The sequence below is a fragment of the Bradyrhizobium macuxiense genome (assembly GCF_007993935.1).
GTDB lineage: Bacteria > Pseudomonadota > Alphaproteobacteria > Rhizobiales > Xanthobacteraceae > Bradyrhizobium > Bradyrhizobium macuxiense_A.
The window spans coordinates 227,511-245,798 of the sequence record NZ_VITY01000014.1; the positions used below are offsets into that span (position 1 = coordinate 227,511).

The following is an 18,288-nucleotide window of genomic DNA, read 5'->3' on the forward strand; positions in this document are numbered from 1 at the left end:
AGACCTCACGGCGCTAGCAGCGAGAGCGCAAACAGCGCGAGGACCAAGGCCGGAGGCATCACGCACACGCCTACCCGCAGGAAACGGAGGGCGCTGACGTGCTCGCCCTCCCGCCGCAGCGCGATCAGCCAAAGGATCGTCGCCAGAGAGCCCGCGACTGAGAGGTTGGGCCCGAGATCGACGCCGATCAGGACGGCGCCGGTAATGTGAGGCGACGATTGCGCCGTGTGCGTCGTCGTCGCTGCGATCAGCCCCATCGGCAGGTTGTTGATCAGGTTCGAGGCAATTGCCGTGATGATACCGGCGCCCCAGGCAGTCGCGTGTGGCGAAGCGGCCGTGGCCTGCTTCAGCTCTTCGGCGAGCGCGGGCAGTACGCCCGTGCGGTTGAGGCCTTCGACCAAGATGAACAGACCGGCGACGAGAGGCAGGACCGACCACGACACGCTCTGCACGATCGGGACCGGGGATTTTCGGCCGAGCGCGAGTACGATCGCGATCACGACGAATCCGCAGATGAAAGTAGGAAAGCCGAGGTCGGCGCCGAATGCCGACGCGGCAAGCAGGACCACGGCTGCGGCAGCAATGCCAACGCCGACGATGGTCGCACCTCTCGTCAGCAGAACAGGCTCGCTATCGTGGCTTTCCACGCCGCCGCGCAAAGCCTCACGCTGACATATCCGAAGCATGATGAAGGTCGCAGCGATTGCCGCAACCGACGGCAGCAGGAAGTAGTGCAACCACACCGCAAGGGTCGGCATGCGATCGCCGAACAGGACGAGATTTGCCGGGTTCGAGATCGGCAGCACGAAGCTGGCCGCGTTGGCGATGAACGCACAGACGAACAGATACGGCAGCGGTTCGACCTTCGCGGCGCGGGTCGCCGCGTAGACCGCCGGCGTCAACACGACCGCCGTGGCGTCGTTCGACAGGAAAATCGTCACCAGCGTCCCGACGGCGTAGACGATCGCAAACAACCGGGAGGCCGACTTGTGCGAATGCTTGACGGCCTGCTCCGCAAGCCAGTCGAACAGGCCTTCCTTTCGGGCGACCTCCGCCAGCAGCATCATGCCGACAAGGAAAAAATAGACGTCGGTGCCTTTTCCGGCGGCCATGATCGCGTCCCGCCACGGCAGGAGGTCGAACGCGACCAGCAGCACGGCACCCGTCACGGCCCAGATGTATTCCGGCAGATTCCACGGCCGCGCGATGACGCCGAGGGTCGCGAGCCCCGCAATGCTCCAGGTCGCGGCGTGGGTGCCGAACATCAGGCGACACCCGCAAGGCTCGGGGCCATCGGTTGAGGCAGGCGCTTGGGTTTCGCCACGCAAGCGGGTTTGAGCAATGATGCGGAGACGATCCAGAGCACGACCGACACCGCCGCGAACCCGCCCAGAACGGGGAATGTTGGCCCGTAGCCGAACTCCTGCGCAAGCCAGCCGCCAATCGCCGGACTGAGCGACGCACCGATGCCCTGGAACGTCATGACGGCGCCCTGCCCAGCGTTGATCCGACCCGTACCATCGAGAATCCGTGCAACGAGGCCTGGTACCGCCACGCTCTGCAGGCCGGCACCTACGCCATCGAGAATTTGAACCGGGTAGACGCCCCAGCCGGTCAGCCACGCCGCGAGAACGCCACGGACCGGCAGGGCTGCGAACGACACAAGTAACACCGACCAGTAGCCTTCCCTCTCTGCGATACGCATCGCAGCAAGCGAGGTCAAGATCATCGTGCCTTGAGCGATCACGATCGTCGTGGCGACGAAGCGCGCTGGATCGGCCTGCTTGTCGGCGACGACGGCGAGGCCGTAAAGCGGGAGCATCGCCGCGTTGCCGAGATGAAAGAAAAGCAGAGCTGCGGCGAGGATCAGCAACGGCTTCGATCCGACCAGTACCTGCGCCGCACTCGCGCGGTTGTCATCGCGGGTCTCGCGCGCCAGGCCACGGGCCGCGTCGTCGTCGATGGCATCACTCGGGATCATCAGCACCGACATGATCGAGAGAACACCGAAGAACGCGGCGAGCCAGAATACCGCGGTGAAACCGTAGAACCAGCCGACCAGGCCGGAGAGCCCCGCACCGACCATGTTGCCGGCGTGGTTGAAGGCCTGATTGCGGCCGATCTGCCTGTTGAAGCCGACCTGCCGCACGATGCCGAGCGTGATGCCGGCGACGGCAGGACCGATCGCGGCACCCGCGATCGCGGTCGCGACCTGCGAGGCCGCCACCAGCCAGAACTGCTGCGACAGCAGCACGATGCCCGACGCGATGACGGTGCAGATGCCAGGAATGATGACGAACAGTTTCTTGCGGCGGGTGGCGTCGATCAAGGCTCCGGCCGGTGTCGTCATCAACATGCCGGCGACGCCGCCGGCCGTCATCACCGTCCCGATCCAGCCGCTCTGCCAGCCATGCGCGAGCAGAAACACGCCCAGGAAAGGACCGACGCCGGCCTGCATGTCCGCCCTGAAGAAGTTCAGCGCGAGCAGCGGGCGAAGCGTCTTGGCTCGATTTGCATTCCCTGCGGTCACCGGCGCTGCTCCTCAGAAACGCGAAATGAGGAAGATGCCAAACATCATCAGAACCGCGCCAGCAGCGCGACCGAGCGTGAGTTCGTGCACCGTCATCCCGAACCAGCCGTACTTGTCGATAAGCAGAGACATCAGGATGTTGGCGGTGATGGTGAGGCCTCCGAACGTTCCGGCGCCGACTCGTCCGACGAAGAGCAAACCGGCGACGACAGCGAACGCGCCAATCAACCCGCCGAGGGGAGCCCACCACGGCATTGCCGCAATGCTCTCGCGAGTCGGGAACGGATGCGGCTGACACATCCATACAATGGAGAGGAAGGCGACGATCGGCAGGAACGAGGCGATGCTCGACAGCCAGGGGTTCTCCATCGCATTCCGCAACGCGTTGTTCATTGGCGGGCCCCAGGCCTGCAGCGCGCCAGCGACGAGGATGATCGGATAAAGCCAAACGGCGTTGAGATTCTGCATGGTCACCACTTACGACCGTTACGGTTCGGCCCCAGTTGCGTTCCGAAAAGATGGCGTTCGGGCCACGCGCCGATCGAGCCCGCATCACTTCCCGTCGAAGCTCGGCGCAAGTCGTTCGTTTCGCATTCGATGACGTCATCGGCCGTTGCGCCGGTCTCGTCCGTGACGCGCACTTCGAGCCGGAAAGGCTGCTGTCCGACGATGATCGGTGCCACGAAGATGCAGTGATCCTCGCGAGACATTTGTCGCCAGGGACCGTCATCGATGCGAAACTCGGCAGACGAAACGGGTGCAGTTCCCCAGGCGCAGGCACGGACCAGACGCGCCGGCTCAGGCTCCGTCCCCTGGAGATCAAGCCGCCGGTCGGCGGGCGCGGTGATCATGACAAAGGGCCAGGGGGAATCGAGCGGCTTGAAGCGCCAGCTCACCACGTCGCCGTCAAGTGCGGCGAAACTGAAGCCGACCGGCCCCTCCTCGATCTGTCCGGTCGAGCGCGTCGCGGCGTAGACGGTCCGGCCGTCATGAGCGATCTCGTTGTAATGCGTATGGCCCATGGCCACGAGACGGACGCTGCTTTCGTCGAAGAGCTGCGACAGCCGCTCAGCTTCCCCGCCAAGGTCCGCCGGATAGGCGTGCATGAAGACGACACAAGCCTTCCCGTCTCGCTGCGCGTCAGCGAGCCGATCCTTGATCCACTCGAACTGCTCGGTACCAAGTTTGAAATCCGGGCCGCCCGTTCCCTGAGAGACGACATCCAGGAACAGGCATAGGTGTCCACCGATCTCCTCGGCGGAGGGCAGTCTCCGGACCCGCAATGCGCGATAGAAGCTTTCCAGCGATCGAGGTTTGAAATCGTGATCGCCGGGGATCGCCCGCCACGGCAAACGGAGCTCATTAAGCCCGCCGCACACCAGGTCGAATTGTTCGTCAGTGCCATCGTCGGCATTGTCGCCCGGCAGATAGACGAAATCGACGGAGCCATCGACCTGCCGATTGAGCTCGTGCACGATGCGGATGAAGTCGCGGTGGTTCTGCAACGCCTGCTCCGTCAGATGCAGGTCGCCGATCTGTATGAACCGCAACAGCGGCCTATTGATTGAATTCGACACGTCGTCTCCCGATGATTTTTGGCCAATCTGCTGCCGCTTCCCCGGAACCGGAGCCGGTTCTGTGTCGGCTCCGGTCGCTTTCGAGCCGTTCGACTCGAAGCCGCGTCCATCAAGCGGTTTCGTGGTCGTCGCCGACCAGACGGGCCTTCCGGATTCGCCCGCCCAACTCCACGTGCAGTTCGTAATCCTGACCGTTCCGCCGGCCCTGAATTTCGAAATGCTTGGGCTTGCGACGGGGCGTGCCCGTCGGCTCGAACCCGGCGGCGCGCGCGGCCTCGATCGCCGCTGCGGGGTCGACAGGTGGATGGTGGTCGTGGCCGTGCTTCTTCTTATGCTCGATCGTCACGCGTTCACCAGCACAGGCAAAGCGCGTCACCTTGAGCTCGGACGGCTTCATTTCGCCTTCAAGATCGACGTTGGCGCCGATCCGTAGCGTGACCGCCTCGGCTCCATGCGGCGTGAGATCGGCGAGCACCGCTCCGCCCGAGGTCTCGACCACGAAGCGGTGCGCGAACACATGCACGATCTTGCCGGACAATCTGATCTTTTCCTGGGACATCCTGATCTCCTGATTGCGTTCGTTGATCACTGGCTCACAGCCTTCTCGGTGGCGCATCGGCCTCCGGCGGCGGCGGCGGAGGTGGAGTGTCTGCCCGCGGCGGCGGCGCTGCTCCGGGGGGAGGCGGAGGTGGCGGAGCATCCGCCCTTGGCGGCGGAGGCGGCGGAGCTTCAGCCCTCCGCGGGCGCGGCGGATCGCCGGGGTGCGGCGGCGGCCGATGACCGAAGGATTCCGTCCGGCCGTCGGCGTGTGAAACGATCTGGGCGTGGACGATTCCCCGGTCGAACATGCCCTGCACGGTGACGGTCTCACCTCTGGTCACCGTATCGGCGTCCTCCCCGCGCGGCCCGAGATCGACCAGTGCCCGACCGCTGCCGTCGTCGACGATGAACTTGTTGCCGAATATCTCGGCCACGCTCCCCTTGACGGCGACCGGACTTCCCGGCTGCAACGCATTGATGGCGGTCGGCTGCAACAGCATGACGCTCCGCGGCTGCCACTTCTCGGCGACTCTCATCCCGCCGGCGCCGGCGGCAGCACCGCCCATGAGCACGGCGAGCGCCGCTCCTGCCAGCAGACCTCGATGCCGGGCTTGCCGCCGCGCCGGGGGCGTTGGGTCCGCATCCCTGTGTGAATGGCTTTCGGTCATTGGACGCTCCTTTCATCGATTGCGATGACGGGAGCCTAGGGCACCGTCCCCAATCCAGCCTGAACCGTTTCGTTCAGATTGGGTTAAGCTCTCGGGCATAGGTCCCGTCCGAGGTGTAAGCGGAATGAAAATCCTTCTGGTCGAAGATGATCGCCTGCTCGCGCAAGAGATCGCCCGCGCCCTGCGCGAGGAGAACTTCGCGGTCGACGTCGCCGCGAACGGAGAAGACGGACAGCATCTCGGCGAGACGGAATCCTACGACGCAGCGGTGCTCGATCTCGGTCTGCCCAAGGTGCCCGGGATCGAGGTCTTGCGTGGATGGCGGAAGCATGACCGGCATCTGCCGGTGTTGATCCTGACTGCGCGCGATGGCTGGACCGACAAGGTCGACGGCTTCAAGGCAGGTGCCGACGACTATTTGACGAAGCCGTTCCGGACCGAGGAATTAGTCATGCGGCTGCGCGCGCTCGTCCGCCGCGCCGCCGGGCATGCCGCGCCGCGCATCTCATGCGGGCCTCTGAGCTTCGAAACGCAGACCGGCGTGTTCGAGCTCGACGGACTTCCGTTGAAGCTGACCGCGCTGGAATGGCGAGTCCTCGAATGCCTGATCCTGCGCAAGGGTACCGTCGTCGAGCGCGGCTTGCTTTCCGAGAAGGTCTACGAAGGCGATGTCGGAACGGACTCGAATTCGATCGAAGTGATCGTCGCGAGGCTGCGCCGCAAGGTCGGGAAGGAGCTGATCGAGACCGAAAGGGGTCGTGGCTACAAGCTGAACTCGGGATCGCGATGATGAACCGCAGTACGTCGCTCAGCCGACGCCTGATGATCGGGGCGGGAGTGTTCATCACGGCCGCGCTCGTCATCGCCGCGGTCTTGATCTCGTTCGTCTTGCACCATTTCGTGCAGGGGCAGATCGATCAGAGGCTAGATGCCCACATCCTGTTTCTGTCTTCCATGCTCGACGTCGACGACAGCGGTAATCTGCGTCTGGCAGGATCCGCCGACGGTCCGCCCTTCGATCGCCGTCGTCACGGCTGGTATTGGGAGATCTCCGGGCCAAACAACGTTCTACGCTCCCGGTCGCTCGATGGCACGGATCTCACTCCTCCCGACATCCACAACAGACACCCGCCGCCTCGGCGGGCCGACGACGATCCGCCGCCGCGAAACCGCCCGGCGCCGGCCGACGGCGTGGGGCCGGACGACCGCATGCTCCACTTCCGCATCCTGAACGTGTCGGTTTCCGGAGTTCCGGCCACGATCGTGGCGTCCGCTCCGAGAGATGCGGTACGCGGCCCGATGTGGCAGGCGATGCGCACATTGGCGCTGTCGCTGGGCGTGCTCGGCATCGCCTTGATCTGCGCCATGCTGCTCCAGGTCCGCCTGGGACTGCGGCCGCTGGAGCAGCTTCGTCGCGCAGTCGCTGATGTGAGATCGGGGCTACGCGAACGGGTACCCGACGCTCAGCCGAGTGAGGTGCAGCCGCTGGCCGCCGAACTCAACGCGCTGCTGGAACAAAACGCCGCCAACCTCGAGCGGGCACGTAAGCACGTCTCGAATCTGGCGCACGGTCTGAAGACACCTCTCGCCACGCTCGCCGTCGCGCTGCAGAAGCCGACGCCGGGCGCTGAGGATCTCCATGATCTCGTCGTGCTGATGGACCGCCGCATCCGCCATCATCTGGGCCGCGCCCGGTCGGCCGCACTCGGCGGCCCGGTTCGGACCAGGACGGCAATTGCCCCGCGCGTTGCCGATCTTGTCCTGGTCCTCGGCAAGGTGAACGCCGACAAGGCAATCACCTTCGTCAATCGTATTCCACCCGGTCTCGCAGTGGCGTGCGAGCAGCAGGACGTCGACGAGATGCTCGGAAACGTGCTGGAGAATGCATACTCGTGGTGCCGGAGCAAGGTCGCGGTCGGATCGACCCAGGAGGGGCGGAGTATCATCCTGTTCGTCGAAGACGACGGACCGGGACTATCGCCGGAGCAGATGTCACAGGCATTGCAAGCCGGCCGGCGGCTCGACGAGAGTGCGCCCGGATTCGGCTTCGGATTATCGATCACACGCGAACTCGCCGAACTCTATGCCGGCTCCCTCACCCTGGACCAGTCTTCGCTGGGGGGCCTTCGGGTCGCAATACGTCTCCCGTCCGCCAGCCTGGATTGACCGAACTCGCATCCATCCCGCTGTGGCCGAGCGTCGACAAGCCTGCGCCCTACCCCTTCGCACCCGGCACACCGCCGAACAATTTCGCCTGCTCGGCGCGGCCGGCGTCGACGATGCGGGTGGTGGCGGTTTCGATCTGGTCGCGCAGGCGGGTCATGAACTCGTCGCGCGGCAGGCCCGGCGGCAGCGGATCGAGGAATTCGACCACCAGCGTGCCGGGATAGCGCATGAAGGTGCGGCGCGGCCAGAACAGGCCGGAATTGAGCGCGATCGGCAGGCACGGCACGCCGCTCTCGGCATAGATCTGCGCGACGCCGGCCTTGTAGTTCGGCGCGGCGCCGGGCGCGGTGCGGGTGCCCTCGGGGAAGATCACGAGCTGCCGGCCGAGCTTCACCTCGGCCGCGGCGCGCTTCAGCGTCTTGATCAGCGAGCGCGGGCCGCCGCCGCGTTCCACCGAGATCATACCGACCTTCTTCAGGTACCAGCCGAACACCGGGATCATCATCAGCTCGCGCTTGAGGATGAACAGCGGGTGCTCGAAGAAGCGGACCAGCGCAAACGTCTCCCAGAACGACTGGTGCTTGGAGGCGACGACGAGCGGTCCCGGCGGAATCTTCTCGACGCCGCGGAACTCGATCCGGATGTTGCAGATCACGCGCATCAGGAACAGGCTGATGTTGGCCCACAGGGCTTCGAGCGCCATCAGCGCGCCGCGCGGCAGCAGCAGCGCCGGCAGCGCGACGATGCACAGCAGCACCAGCACCAGATAGAACAGCACGTTGAAGATCAGCGAACGCAGGAAGATCATCGAGGTCCCAGTACTAATTCGCCAGCGCCGTCGCCGGACGGCGTGGTGCCGCTGCCGGCTGTTCGGCGAGATCGGAGGTCAGGTCAAGGCCGATATCGGCGAGCCGCACCCGGACCTCCGCGGCAACATATTTGGCGTATTCCGATAGCAAGAGACGGAACGTTCCGCCACTCGTCCACCACGGCTCGTCGCGCCATTTGTCGCCGACCACCGCGAACGGGATCAGCGTGATGTCGGGCATCGCATGCGACAGTTCCACGATGGCGCGCGGCATGTGGTAGTTCGAGGTCACCACGATCAGCGATTTGAAGCCGCGCTCGCGCGCCCAGCGCCGCGTCTCCGCCGCATTGCTGCGGGTGTTGACCGCCGAACGGTCGAGATCGACGCAGCAGCGCATCAGCCCCTGGCTGTCCGGCACCGAACGCGAAATGTCGCTGGCGTCGTTGGTCGGATGCACGCCCGAGATCAGCAGGCGCTTGCCGTAGCCGGCCGCCAACAGCTCCATCGCATCCGACACCCGCGACGAGCCGCCGGTCAGCACCACGATGCCATCGGCATTGTGCGGCGGGTCGGTCTCGACGCCGCGCAATTGCGACAGGAAGCCGATGAAACCGACCGAGGCGGCCACGAAGGCCAGCGCCAGCGGCGCGACGATGGCGGCGCGCAGCCAGCCACGCGGGCGCGCGGCATGGCCATTCGGCGACGTATCGTCGGACTGCAAACTCATGTGATGCGGCTACCCTTCCCCCCGGTGATTTTAGAACATGATCCGGAAAAGTGGAAACCGGTTTTGCCGCGGCCGGGCCCGCGCGTATGCACGCCAAATCACACTCGCCCCGCGAACCGCGATCACGAAACCGGCGCCATCATTGCGATGCCGCCGGCCGTCAATCGATGTCGTCGAGCGTGGCGAACAGGGTGCGCCGCGACGCCCAAGCCGTGATCGCCGCGATCAGCACCGCCTGCAACGCCAGCACCAGATAGCCCGACGGACGCAACGAGAAGGTGCCGAGCAGGGCCGCGAACTGGTCGCCCACCGGCGTGCCGGAGAACCAGTTGGCGATCGACTCGGAGAAGCCGAACGCCAGCATCGCCGCGCCGCCGCCGATCAGCCCGCCTTCGAGGCCGAGCCTGAGGAAATGCCGCAGGAAGCGGTTGGCGATGAAGCTGTCGCCGGCGCCGACGAAATGCAGCACCTCGACGATCGGGCGGTTGGCGGCCATCGCGCCACGCGTGGCGAAAGATACCGAGATGATGGTGGCGATGATCACGAGGATCAGGATGCCGACGCCGGCAAACACCGTGGCGCCGGTCATCGAGCGCATCCGCTCGATCCAGGCGCGGTGGTCGTCGACGCTTGCGGTCGGCGCCACCTGCGTCACCCGCGCGCGCAAGCTCGCGAGATCGAGCGTGGTGCCGGGCTGCACCCGCGCAACGATGACGCGCGGCACCGGCAGCTCGTCGATCGAGAGCCCGCTGCCGAGCCACGGCTCCAGCAGCTTGGCGGATTCCTCCTTGCTGAACGGACGGACCTCGAGAATGCCGGACTGCGCCCGCATCGCATCCGCGGCCGCCTGCGCATCGCGATCGAGGTCGCGGCCGGGCGACGGGCGCACCTGGATGGTGATCTCGCTCGAGACTTCCGACTGCCATTCGGCCGCCGACGCACTGACCAGCAGCACGGTGCCCGTCGTCAGCGAGGCGAGGAAGGTCATGATCGCGACCACCGCGACCAGCGCGCGGCCGGAGATCGAGGCGCGCGGCACGATCGGCGACATGTTGCGTGCGGTGGCCGGGACCTGCGGGCGTTCGCGCCCGAGATCGACCAACGACACTTTCTCGTCGCCGCTCCTATTCATAGATGTGCAGCCGTCCCTGATGCAGCACCAGCCGCCGCGCCTCGTATTGATCCATCAGCGTGATGTCGTGGGTCGCGATGATGACCGCGGTGCCCGATTTGTTGAGCTCGATGAACAGCCGCAGCAGGCGGCGCCCGAGCGTCGGATCGACGCTGCCGGTCGGCTCGTCCGCCAGCAGCAATTGCGGCCGCGAGATCACCGCGCGCGCGATCGCCGCGCGCTGCTTCTCGCCGCCCGACAGGATCGGCGGCAGCGCATCCATCCGCTCGCCGAGGCCGACCCATTTCAACAGGTCGATCACCTCGCGGCGATAGGTCGATTCCTCGCGGCCCATGACGCGGAACGGCAGCGCGACGTTCTCATAGGTCGTCATGTGGTCGAGCAGGCGGAAGTCCTGCAGCACGATGCCGATCCGCTTGCGCAGGTCCGCGACCTGGTCCTTGCTCAGCAGGGAGACGTCCTTGCCGAACAAATTGACCAGCCCGCGGGTCGGCCGCAGCGACAGGAACAACAGCCGCAGCAGCGAGGTCTTGCCCGCGCCGGACGGCCCGGTGAGGAACTGGAACGAGTGCGCCGGGATCATGAAAGAGAGGTCGCGCAAAATCTCCGGGCCGAGCCCGTAGCGCAAACCGACATTTTCGAACCGAACCAATGCGCTAGCTCCGTTCGAGAGGGCCTGTGGCCCAATACCCAACTCCAGAGCCATTTCCGTTCCGATGAAATCGGAACGGCTCTGGTTTCTTGCTTGGACGCGTTTTCTTCACGCGAACCGGTACCCACTTCGCTCGAAAACGCTTTGGCGGCCCGAACACCCCGCCGAGCGGCCGCGAACCGCACAGAAAGCTTGTGCGTCGGTTATGGTTTCCGATTCGTTAACGGTCGCTCAGTAGCATCCGGGCATACCACATGGTGGAGATTCGGCTCCATGCATATCGTTTGCCCGCATTGTACAACATCCTATGCCATCAATCCGGCCACCCTCGGGGAGGCCGGACGCACCGTCCGTTGTTCCCGCTGCCGCGAGGTCTGGCTGGCCCGGCCGGAGGATGCGATCGGGGCGACCGCGCCCACCTTGGCCTACGAGGCCGCCGGCTCCAACCTTGCCGCCGAATGGGAAGCGATGGGCCGCGAGGAGGCTGACGAGACGCCGGTGGTCGAGAGCCCGTCGATTTCGGCCGATTTGCCCGAGGAGGGCGATGCCGCTACCGCGTGGCCGGCGGTGGCCGAGGCGGATGCCGCGGCTCATGCCGACGGCCAGGACGCGACCGGAAAGCGCCGCTTCCGCCTGCCGGGGTTTCCCCGCCTGTTCCGCCTGCCCTCCCTGCCCCGGATTCCCTTCATGCCGGCGATCGGCGCCCTGCCGACCACCTGCGCCGCGATGGCGGCGCTGATCATCGCGCTGTTCGTCTGGCGCAACGACGTGGTGCGGCTGCTGCCGCAGACGGCGCTGTTCTACAAGATGGTCGGGCTCGACGTGAATCTGCGCGGGCTTGCCTTCAAGGACCTCAAGATCACCAACGAGACCGTGGACGGCAAGCCGGTGCTGGTCATCGAGGGCATGATCGTCGGCCAGACCCGGAAGCCGGTCGAACTGCCGCGGCTGCGCTTCTCGGTCCGCGACGCGCAGGGCGCCGAGATCTATGCCTGGAATGCGGTGCTGGAGCAGCCGGTGCTCAAGCCCGGAGAACGCGCGTTCTTCAAGTCGCGCCTCGCCTCGCCGCCGCCCGAAGGCCGCAATATCGACGTACGCTTCTTCAACAAGCATGACCTCACCGGCGGCCGCGCCTGAGGCTGCGCACCAATACTTTCGGGAACCGACCATCACCATGACGCGTGTTCTGATCGCCGACGACGAAGACTCGATGCGCTCGCTGGTGGCGCGCGCCATCGCCATGGACGGCCACGAGACCGTGACCGCGCAGGACGGCGCCGAGGCGCTGGAGGTGCTGACGCGCGATGAGGGCGCGTTCGACCTGCTGCTCACCGACATCCAGATGCCTGTGATGGACGGCATCGCGCTGGCATTGACCGCGGCGCGCGACTTCCCCGCGCTGAAGATCCTGCTGATGACCGGCTTCGCCCATCAGCGCGAGCGCGCCTCCGGCCTCGAGGCGATCGTGCATGACGTGGTGACGAAACCGTTCTCGGTCGCCGATATCCGCACCGCGGTGGCGGATGCGCTGGCGGCAAGCAAGGCCTGACCCTCAAACGCCGAACTCCGGGCCGTCGACACGCGGCACGCGGCTGCTATCTCTCCTTCAACGCCTCGGATGCAACCTTGGCAAGCGGCGAGAGCAGGTAGTCGATCACGCGGCGGCTGTCGGTCTTGATTTCGACGGTCACGGTCATGCCCGGAGTTAGAGCGACCTTCGCACCGTCTACGTCTATCGACTGTTGTTCGAGCTCGACGGTAATCGGAAAAACGAAGCTCGGGGACTGTCCAGCCTGACCGGCAGGCGAGGCACCGGCCGTATTGGCGGTGGCGGGCGCGTTGGCGAGACCGCGCTTGGCTTCCTGTTCCTCGACCGCCTCGGATGCGATGCGCATGACCTTTCCGTGCAGGACGCCGAAGCGGGTGAAGGGGAAGGCGTCGACCTTGATCGCCGCAGCCTGGCCGGGCTTGACGAAGCCGATGTCGAGATTGGCGACGAGCGCCTCGACTTGCAGCGCCCCTTCGGTCGGCGCCACGACCAGGAGCTGCTGCCCCGTGGTGACGACCTGGCCGACCGTGGTCACCGCGATCTGCTGCGCGACGCCGTCGACCGGCGAATAGAGCCTGGTGCGCGCGAGGCGCGCTCCCGCCTTGAGCTGCGCCTGCTTGGCTCCGTCCGCCTTGCGCTCGGCCTCAGCCTGCTTGTTGCCATTGTCAGCGACGAATTGTGCCAGCGTCTTGATCTTCTCGCTGGCGAGCTCCGTCAGTGCAGCTTCGGTTTCGATCAACTCGCCTTCGTCGGAGGCCCGCGCCGATTGCGACTTCTCCAGCTCTCCCCTCGCATCATAGAGATTGATCTTGGTACCGACTTTGAGATCGAACGACATCTGGCGCACGCCGAGGAGATCCGTCAGCGTCTGGATCAGCTTGTCCTGGTAGGCGATCCTCATCTCCAGGCGCCGACGTGTCGCCTCCTTCTGGGCCATCTGCTTGTCGAGGCTTTGCAGGGTGCCGATCAGGTGATCGATGTCGGCCGTCAACACCGCAGCCTCGCGCAGACGGATCGCCTCCGGGAGTTCGGCATCCCAGACGATTCGCGGTGCCGGGTCGGCAGCGGCCCGCGCGAGTTCCGCGATAGCGGCTTCCCGCGCGCTCGCTTCCCCTGACTTCGCCGGACCGTCGAGCACCGCGCGCACGGTTGCTATGGCGAAACGCCGGCGAGCGATTTCGGCGAGGTCCGCATCGAGCGCATCGCGCTGGGCATTTTCCTCTGCGGTCGCTTCCGCAGGATCGAACTCCAGCAGCAGGTCGCCCGCCCTCACGTGCTGTCCGTTTTCGACGTGGAGGGCAGCGATCTTGCCGGGGTCGAGCGGCTGGATCACCTTGGCGCGCCCGGCCGTGTCGATTTTGCCGGGCGCCACCGCATGGACATCGAGCCGACCGAAGAACGACCAGGCAAGTGCGGCGGCGAAAAACAGGCAAATCGTCAGCATCATCACCACCGGCAGCGGCGGTGCTGGCGTTTCCAGAATCTCGATCGCCGCCGGCAGGAATTCGCGGTCGCGGCCGGTGACGATCGGGGCCGGCGCAGGAACCGGCTGACGGGACGGCGGCGCGGGCGGCGGCGCGGGCGGCGGCACAGCTCTCTGGTTCATGTCCGCGCCCTCGCCCGATCCTGCAGCGCCCAGAGCCTTGCGTAAAGGCCGCCTTGGCGCGCCAGCAGCTCGTCGTGCGTTCCGATCTCGACGATCTCGCCCTTCTCCATTCCGACAATGCGCGTACAGGGGCGCACCGCGGCCAGTCGATGGGCGATGATCAGCACCGTGCGGCCGCGCACGATCGCGCGCATATTCTCCTGGATGATGCTCTCGCTCTCGTAATCCAGCGACGAGGTCGCTTCGTCGAAGATGAGGATGCGCGGATTGGTGGCGAGCGCGCGGGCGATCGCGATGCGCTGGCGCTGGCCGCCCGAGAGATTGGCGCCGCGCTCCTCGATGATCGTGTCATAGCCTTGCGGCATCTGCGCAATGAACTCGTCGGCGCCGGCAAGCTTCGCGGCCTCGATCACCCACGCCCGAGGTGCGGCGGGGTCGCCGAGCGCGATGTTCTCGTGGATCGAGCGGTTGAACAGGATGTTCTCCTGCAGCACGACGCCGATCTGGCGGCGAAGCCAACCCGGGTCGAGCTGGGCGATGTCGACGCCGTCGAGCATCACCTGTCCCGTCTGCGGGGCATAGAGCCGCTGCACCAGCTTGACGAGCGTCGACTTGCCGGACCCCGAAGCTCCGACGAAACCGATGACCTCGCCTGCGGCGATCGACAGGGTGATGTTGCGCAGCGCTTCGGCCGCATCGGCCCGGTAGCGCAGCGACACGCCGCGCAATTCGATCGCGCCTCTCGGCGGCGGCAGGGTCAACAGGTTCTGCGGCGTGGGTTCCGGCGGCGTATTCAGGATGTCGCCAAGCCGCGCCACCGAAACCTGGACCTGCTGGAAGTCCTGCCAGAGCTGGGAGAGGCGGAGAATCGGTGCCACGACCTGGGAGGCGATCATGTTGAATGCGATCAGCTCGCCGACGGTCATTGCGCCGTCGATCACCGCCTGGGCACCGAACAGCAGAATCAGTGCCGTCGTTGCCTTGCTGACATATTGAACGAGATTTTGGCCGAGCGTGCCGGTGACGCCGGCATCGAACGAGGTGCGAACATAGGACGCGAGCCGCTCCTCCCACTGCGCCTGCATCATCGGCTCGACGCTCGCCGCCTTCAACGTTGGCGCGCCGACGATCGACTCGACGAGAAACTGCTGCGATCGCGCGCCGCGGTTGAATTTTTCGTTGATCTGTTCACGCAGAATCGGACGGATCAGCGCCGCGATCAGAAGATAGACGGGGATCGTGCCGAGCACGACCAGCGTCAGCCGCTCCGAGTAAATGAACATCACGACGAAGAAGACGAGGGTGAAGACGAGATCGAGCAGCGAAGTCAGCCCCTGCCCGGTCAGGAAGCTGCGAATCGTTTCGAGCTCGCGCACGCGCGCGACGGTCTGGCCGGCCGCGCGCGTTTCGAAATAAGCCAGCGGCAGGCGAAACAGATGATGGAACAGGCGCCGTCCGAGCTCGACATCTATCCGGTTGGTGGTGTGGCTCAGCGTATAGGCGCGGAGGAATTGCAGCACCGTCTCGAAAAGTCCCAGCGCGAGCAGACCGACGATCAGGACGGCCAGCGTCGACAGGCCCTTGTGTACCAGCACCTTGTCGACGACCAGCTGGAAAAAAATCGGCGTGACGAGCGCGAACAACTGCACGAAAAGGGACGCGACCGCGACCTGCGCAAGCGGCCGCCGGTAGCGCAGGATCGATGGCAGGAACCAGCGGAATCCGAATGTGCTTGGGTTTATCCCGGCCCCGCCGAGGCGGCGGGTGATCAGCACCACCTCCCCTGATGACAGTGCGACGATCTCCTCGATGGGCAGCTCACGCGCGGTGCGGGCAATCGGATCGAGCAGCCGTGCGAACCCTTTCGCCGGTGAGGCTGCCAACACGCTGAACGCGCCATCCGCAAGGCGGATCAGCGCGGGATAGGGAATGGCGGCGAGGCGCTTCGCCGTGACGCCGCGCAGGATGCGCGAGCGCAGTTTCAGATGGCTGGCGCTGCGGAGGATGTCCTCCACCTCGGCAAACCGTCCCGTCAGCGCGAGTTGATGGCGCAATTGCGCCGGGTCGGCAGCGATCCGGTAATATCCCGCGATGACGGCGAGCCCGGCCAGACCGGAGTCCATTGCCGTGATCGGCGCAGGCTGCGGTTCAACCTTGGGCGGCTCGGTCGGCGCGGGCTCGACTTCGACCGCTTCCTTGATCTGCGCCATCACCTCGCCCATCGCGCGCTCCTCGCGGCGCTGTGCCGCGCCGATCCTGGGCAGGGCTTTTCGCTCGGCCCAGGATCGGCTGCGCGTGACGATCGTCTCGCAGACATCATGCGTGCGTCGGCGCGGTCAGGTTGATGTTGAGCGTGCCTGTCCCGGCCTCCGCAAGGTTGGTGTTCAATCCGCTATTGAACGCATCCGAGTCCTGCAGTGCGAGGTTGAAGGACATGTTGACGGGTTGGCCGACGTTGAACGTCGAGACCGACACCGCGCCCATGTCGAACGTACCCTTGTTGCTGTAAACAGAGCCGATGTTAGTCGCCAGCAGGCGATCGAACCCGGTCGCTGTGCTGACCAGGATGAACTCTCCCGGGACCTGCTGAAGGCCGATCATGTCCACGCCATTGGTGTCACCCGATGGGGCGAACTTTGCTTCCACGGTTTGCGAAACCCCGCCGTTGGTGAACGTCTTCGTCGTATCGCCTCCGGTGAAGTCGGCCAGGACCGCCGTGACGTTGCCGCTGCTGTCCTCGGTCACGATCTTGACCTCCGTGACCGCCTCATGGGTGGCGCTCGCGTCGGTCGGGAACGTCCCTCCGGGCGAGAGCGGCGTCGCCTCCGGAACCTCGTAGGCGTCGAGGCGGACGTCGACGGTCTTTCCGTTCGGGTTGACCTGCGAGAGCGTGAAGCCGGCGTTGTTGACCTCGTAGTGATCGAGATAGCCGAGGGTGGCGAGCGACTTCAGGTCCGTGGTCGTGGTGATCGAATGGACGTTGTCGACGAAGTCAAGGCGAATGGCTTTACCCGGAGCCACCGCCTGCTTGTCGCTGCCGACGCCGATATTGCTGGGGTTGACCGTGTCGCCGCCGGGGCTGAGCCCGGTGAAGACCACCGACTTGCCGGGGGTGACCGGCTGTTTCGTCGTCGGGTTGAACGGCAACGAGAACCAGGCGTAGTCACCGGCGGGGACGTCGGCGAAATCGCTGAACGTGAAGTTGGCGCCGTTGCTGATCGGCTGCAGCATGTTGAAGGCGTACTGACCGCTGGTGTGGTTGAGCGCGATCGTGAACACCTCATCCGCCGTGACGGGGGATCCGCTCGCTCCGCCGGGAAGTCCGGCGCCGGTCGAATCCGTTGTCGCCGTCAGCGTGCCCGTGCCGAACCCGAACAGGTAGATATTATTCCCGTTCGCTTTCAGGTTCTGGGTCGAGCCGCCGATTTGGCCCGACAGCTGCGCGCCGTTCGTGCCGGTGAAGGTCAGGGCGCCGAAGCCATCGGCGCCGGCGTGCTGGTCTATGGTGAGCGACGGATTCGGATCGACGTTCCCGTCGGACGCGACCGTGTTGACCAGATTCCCGGTGAAGGTCGAGCCGGCTGCATCCTGAACGTTGTCGGCGTTGACGATCGCCTCGGGGAACAAGTTCGCCGGCACGTCGTCGATGACCGTGACCGTCCAGGCTTTGGCGGCAGCGTTCGCCGTGCTGCCGTCTGCATCCGTCGCCTGGACTATTGAACTGAAGTCGATCGTGGTCTGGCTCGAGTCAGTCGCGCCCGGTATCTGATCGACAGGAGCCGACAGAGTGAAGGTGTAGGCTCCGCTCGCCTCGGTCAGCGCGAGCGTAAACACGGTTCCGCCGCCCGTCTTTGTCGCAGTCAGGGTGTCGGTGGTGCCGTCGCTCGTGATCGAATAGTTGACCTTCACGCCGCCCGACGTCAGCGCCGGCAGGCCGGAGGTGGAGCCGGAGAGCGTGTATTTGCCGATCGGCGCGTCTGCACCTGGCGTGAACAAGGATGTGATCGAGCTTGTGACTGATGCGCTCGCGGTATCGGAAAGCGCGTTGCTCGAAAGCCCATCCTCATCGACCGTCTGGGCCTCCTTGTTCGTACTTGCGGCGGGCTGGTCGTCGATGATGGCGAGCGTCAGCGCGCCGGAGGCAGCGGTCGTACTGCTGCCGTCCTTGTCGGTTGCCGTCAGCAGGGAGCTGATGCTGCTGAACGAGAACACACCTTCGCTGGCACTGGTTCCCGGCCCGTCCTGGTCGATCGGGGCCGACAGCGTGAAGGTGTAGGCCCCCGTCGCCTCGGTCAGCGCGAAGGTGAACACGGTTTTGCTGGCGGTGGCCGCG

General features: G+C 65.5%; 17 protein-coding genes. 5 read left to right on the top strand and 12 right to left on the bottom strand.

Features of this window, described 5'->3' with window-relative positions; all coding sequences use genetic code 11:
* Positions 1-5: 5 nt before the first annotated feature.
* The 5 genes from FBZ93_RS31815 to FBZ93_RS31835 form a co-directional block, all read right to left on the bottom strand.
* Positions 6-1,265, bottom strand: coding sequence for an arsenic transporter (locus tag FBZ93_RS31815; protein ID WP_146991363.1), 1,260 nt, complete (start codon positions 1,263-1,265; stop codon positions 6-8).
* Positions 1,265-2,530, bottom strand: a complete 1,266-nt coding sequence (locus tag FBZ93_RS31820; RefSeq protein WP_283810862.1) for an MFS transporter — start codon at positions 2,528-2,530, stop codon at positions 1,265-1,267. The genes FBZ93_RS31815 and FBZ93_RS31820 overlap by 1 nt, the downstream gene beginning before the upstream one ends.
* Before the next feature lie 12 nt (positions 2,531-2,542).
* Positions 2,543-2,998: a DMT family transporter gene (locus FBZ93_RS31825; protein WP_146991364.1), complete on the bottom strand. Its 456-nt coding sequence runs from the start codon at positions 2,996-2,998 to the stop codon at positions 2,543-2,545.
* A 2-nt stretch (positions 2,999-3,000) separates the two neighbouring features.
* On the bottom strand, positions 3,001-4,107 hold the full coding sequence (locus tag FBZ93_RS31830; protein WP_146991365.1) for a metallophosphoesterase family protein: 1,107 nt from the start codon (positions 4,105-4,107) through the stop codon (positions 3,001-3,003).
* A gap of 109 nt (positions 4,108-4,216) precedes the next feature.
* The gene (locus tag FBZ93_RS31835) at positions 4,217-4,666 is read right to left on the bottom strand and encodes a hypothetical protein (protein WP_146991366.1); all 450 of its coding nucleotides are present in this window, start codon (positions 4,664-4,666) and stop codon (positions 4,217-4,219) included.
* Positions 4,667-4,931: 265 nt separating this feature from the next.
* On the opposite strand from FBZ93_RS31835, the gene FBZ93_RS40830 reads away from it, so the two are divergent.
* The 3 genes from FBZ93_RS40830 (at position 4,932) to FBZ93_RS31850 (ending at position 7,481) form a co-directional block, all read left to right on the top strand.
* Entirely contained in the window at positions 4,932-5,300 is a 369-nt protein-coding gene (locus FBZ93_RS40830) for a hypothetical protein (protein WP_167529303.1), read from the top strand.
* A 139-nt stretch (positions 5,301-5,439) separates the two neighbouring features.
* Positions 5,440-6,105 (top strand): response regulator transcription factor, encoded by a 666-nt coding sequence (locus FBZ93_RS31845; RefSeq protein ID WP_146991368.1) that lies wholly within the window; start codon positions 5,440-5,442, stop codon positions 6,103-6,105.
* Positions 6,105-7,481, top strand: coding sequence for an ATP-binding protein (locus tag FBZ93_RS31850; protein WP_246667729.1), 1,377 nt, complete (start codon positions 6,105-6,107; stop codon positions 7,479-7,481). The genes FBZ93_RS31845 and FBZ93_RS31850 overlap by 1 nt, the downstream gene beginning before the upstream one ends.
* Positions 7,482-7,530: 49 nt before the next feature.
* Here the strand turns inward: FBZ93_RS31850 and FBZ93_RS31855 are convergent, their stop codons facing one another.
* From FBZ93_RS31855 to ftsE, 4 genes are all read right to left on the bottom strand, one after another.
* Positions 7,531-8,289, bottom strand: coding sequence for a lysophospholipid acyltransferase family protein (locus FBZ93_RS31855; RefSeq protein WP_146991370.1), 759 nt, complete (start codon positions 8,287-8,289; stop codon positions 7,531-7,533).
* Between the two features lie 13 nt (positions 8,290-8,302).
* Positions 8,303-9,016 carry a YdcF family protein gene (locus FBZ93_RS31860; RefSeq protein ID WP_146991371.1) on the bottom strand — a complete coding sequence of 238 codons (714 nt, stop codon included), beginning with the start codon at positions 9,014-9,016 and terminating at the stop codon, positions 8,303-8,305.
* A gap of 160 nt (positions 9,017-9,176) precedes the next feature.
* On the bottom strand, positions 9,177-10,148 hold the full coding sequence (locus FBZ93_RS31865) for a cell division protein FtsX (protein ID WP_074129082.1): 972 nt from the start codon (positions 10,146-10,148) through the stop codon (positions 9,177-9,179).
* Positions 10,141-10,800, bottom strand: a complete 660-nt coding sequence (gene ftsE / locus FBZ93_RS31870) for a cell division ATP-binding protein FtsE (protein WP_021079468.1) — start codon at positions 10,798-10,800, stop codon at positions 10,141-10,143. The genes FBZ93_RS31865 and ftsE overlap by 8 nt, the downstream gene beginning before the upstream one ends.
* Before the next feature lie 273 nt (positions 10,801-11,073).
* Between ftsE and FBZ93_RS31880 the strand changes: the two genes are divergently transcribed.
* Together FBZ93_RS31880 and FBZ93_RS31885 are read left to right on the top strand one after the other, a co-directional pair.
* Positions 11,074-11,937, top strand: coding sequence for an MJ0042-type zinc finger domain-containing protein (locus FBZ93_RS31880; RefSeq protein ID WP_146991373.1), 864 nt, complete (start codon positions 11,074-11,076; stop codon positions 11,935-11,937).
* Between the two features lie 37 nt (positions 11,938-11,974).
* Positions 11,975-12,349: a response regulator gene (locus FBZ93_RS31885; protein WP_146991374.1), complete on the top strand. Its 375-nt coding sequence runs from the start codon at positions 11,975-11,977 to the stop codon at positions 12,347-12,349.
* A 46-nt stretch (positions 12,350-12,395) separates the two neighbouring features.
* Here the strand turns inward: FBZ93_RS31885 and FBZ93_RS31890 are convergent, their stop codons facing one another.
* The 3 genes from FBZ93_RS31890 to FBZ93_RS31900 form a co-directional block, all read right to left on the bottom strand.
* Positions 12,396-13,940: an HlyD family type I secretion periplasmic adaptor subunit gene (locus FBZ93_RS31890; protein ID WP_167529304.1), complete on the bottom strand. Its 1,545-nt coding sequence runs from the start codon at positions 13,938-13,940 to the stop codon at positions 12,396-12,398.
* Between the two features lie 11 nt (positions 13,941-13,951).
* Positions 13,952-16,078 carry a type I secretion system permease/ATPase gene (locus FBZ93_RS31895; protein WP_246667734.1) on the bottom strand — a complete coding sequence of 709 codons (2,127 nt, stop codon included), beginning with the start codon at positions 16,076-16,078 and terminating at the stop codon, positions 13,952-13,954.
* A gap of 193 nt (positions 16,079-16,271) precedes the next feature.
* The coding region (locus FBZ93_RS31900; protein WP_208764084.1) for a DUF5801 repeats-in-toxin domain-containing protein at positions 16,272-18,288 on the bottom strand (2,017 nt) is incomplete at its 5' end.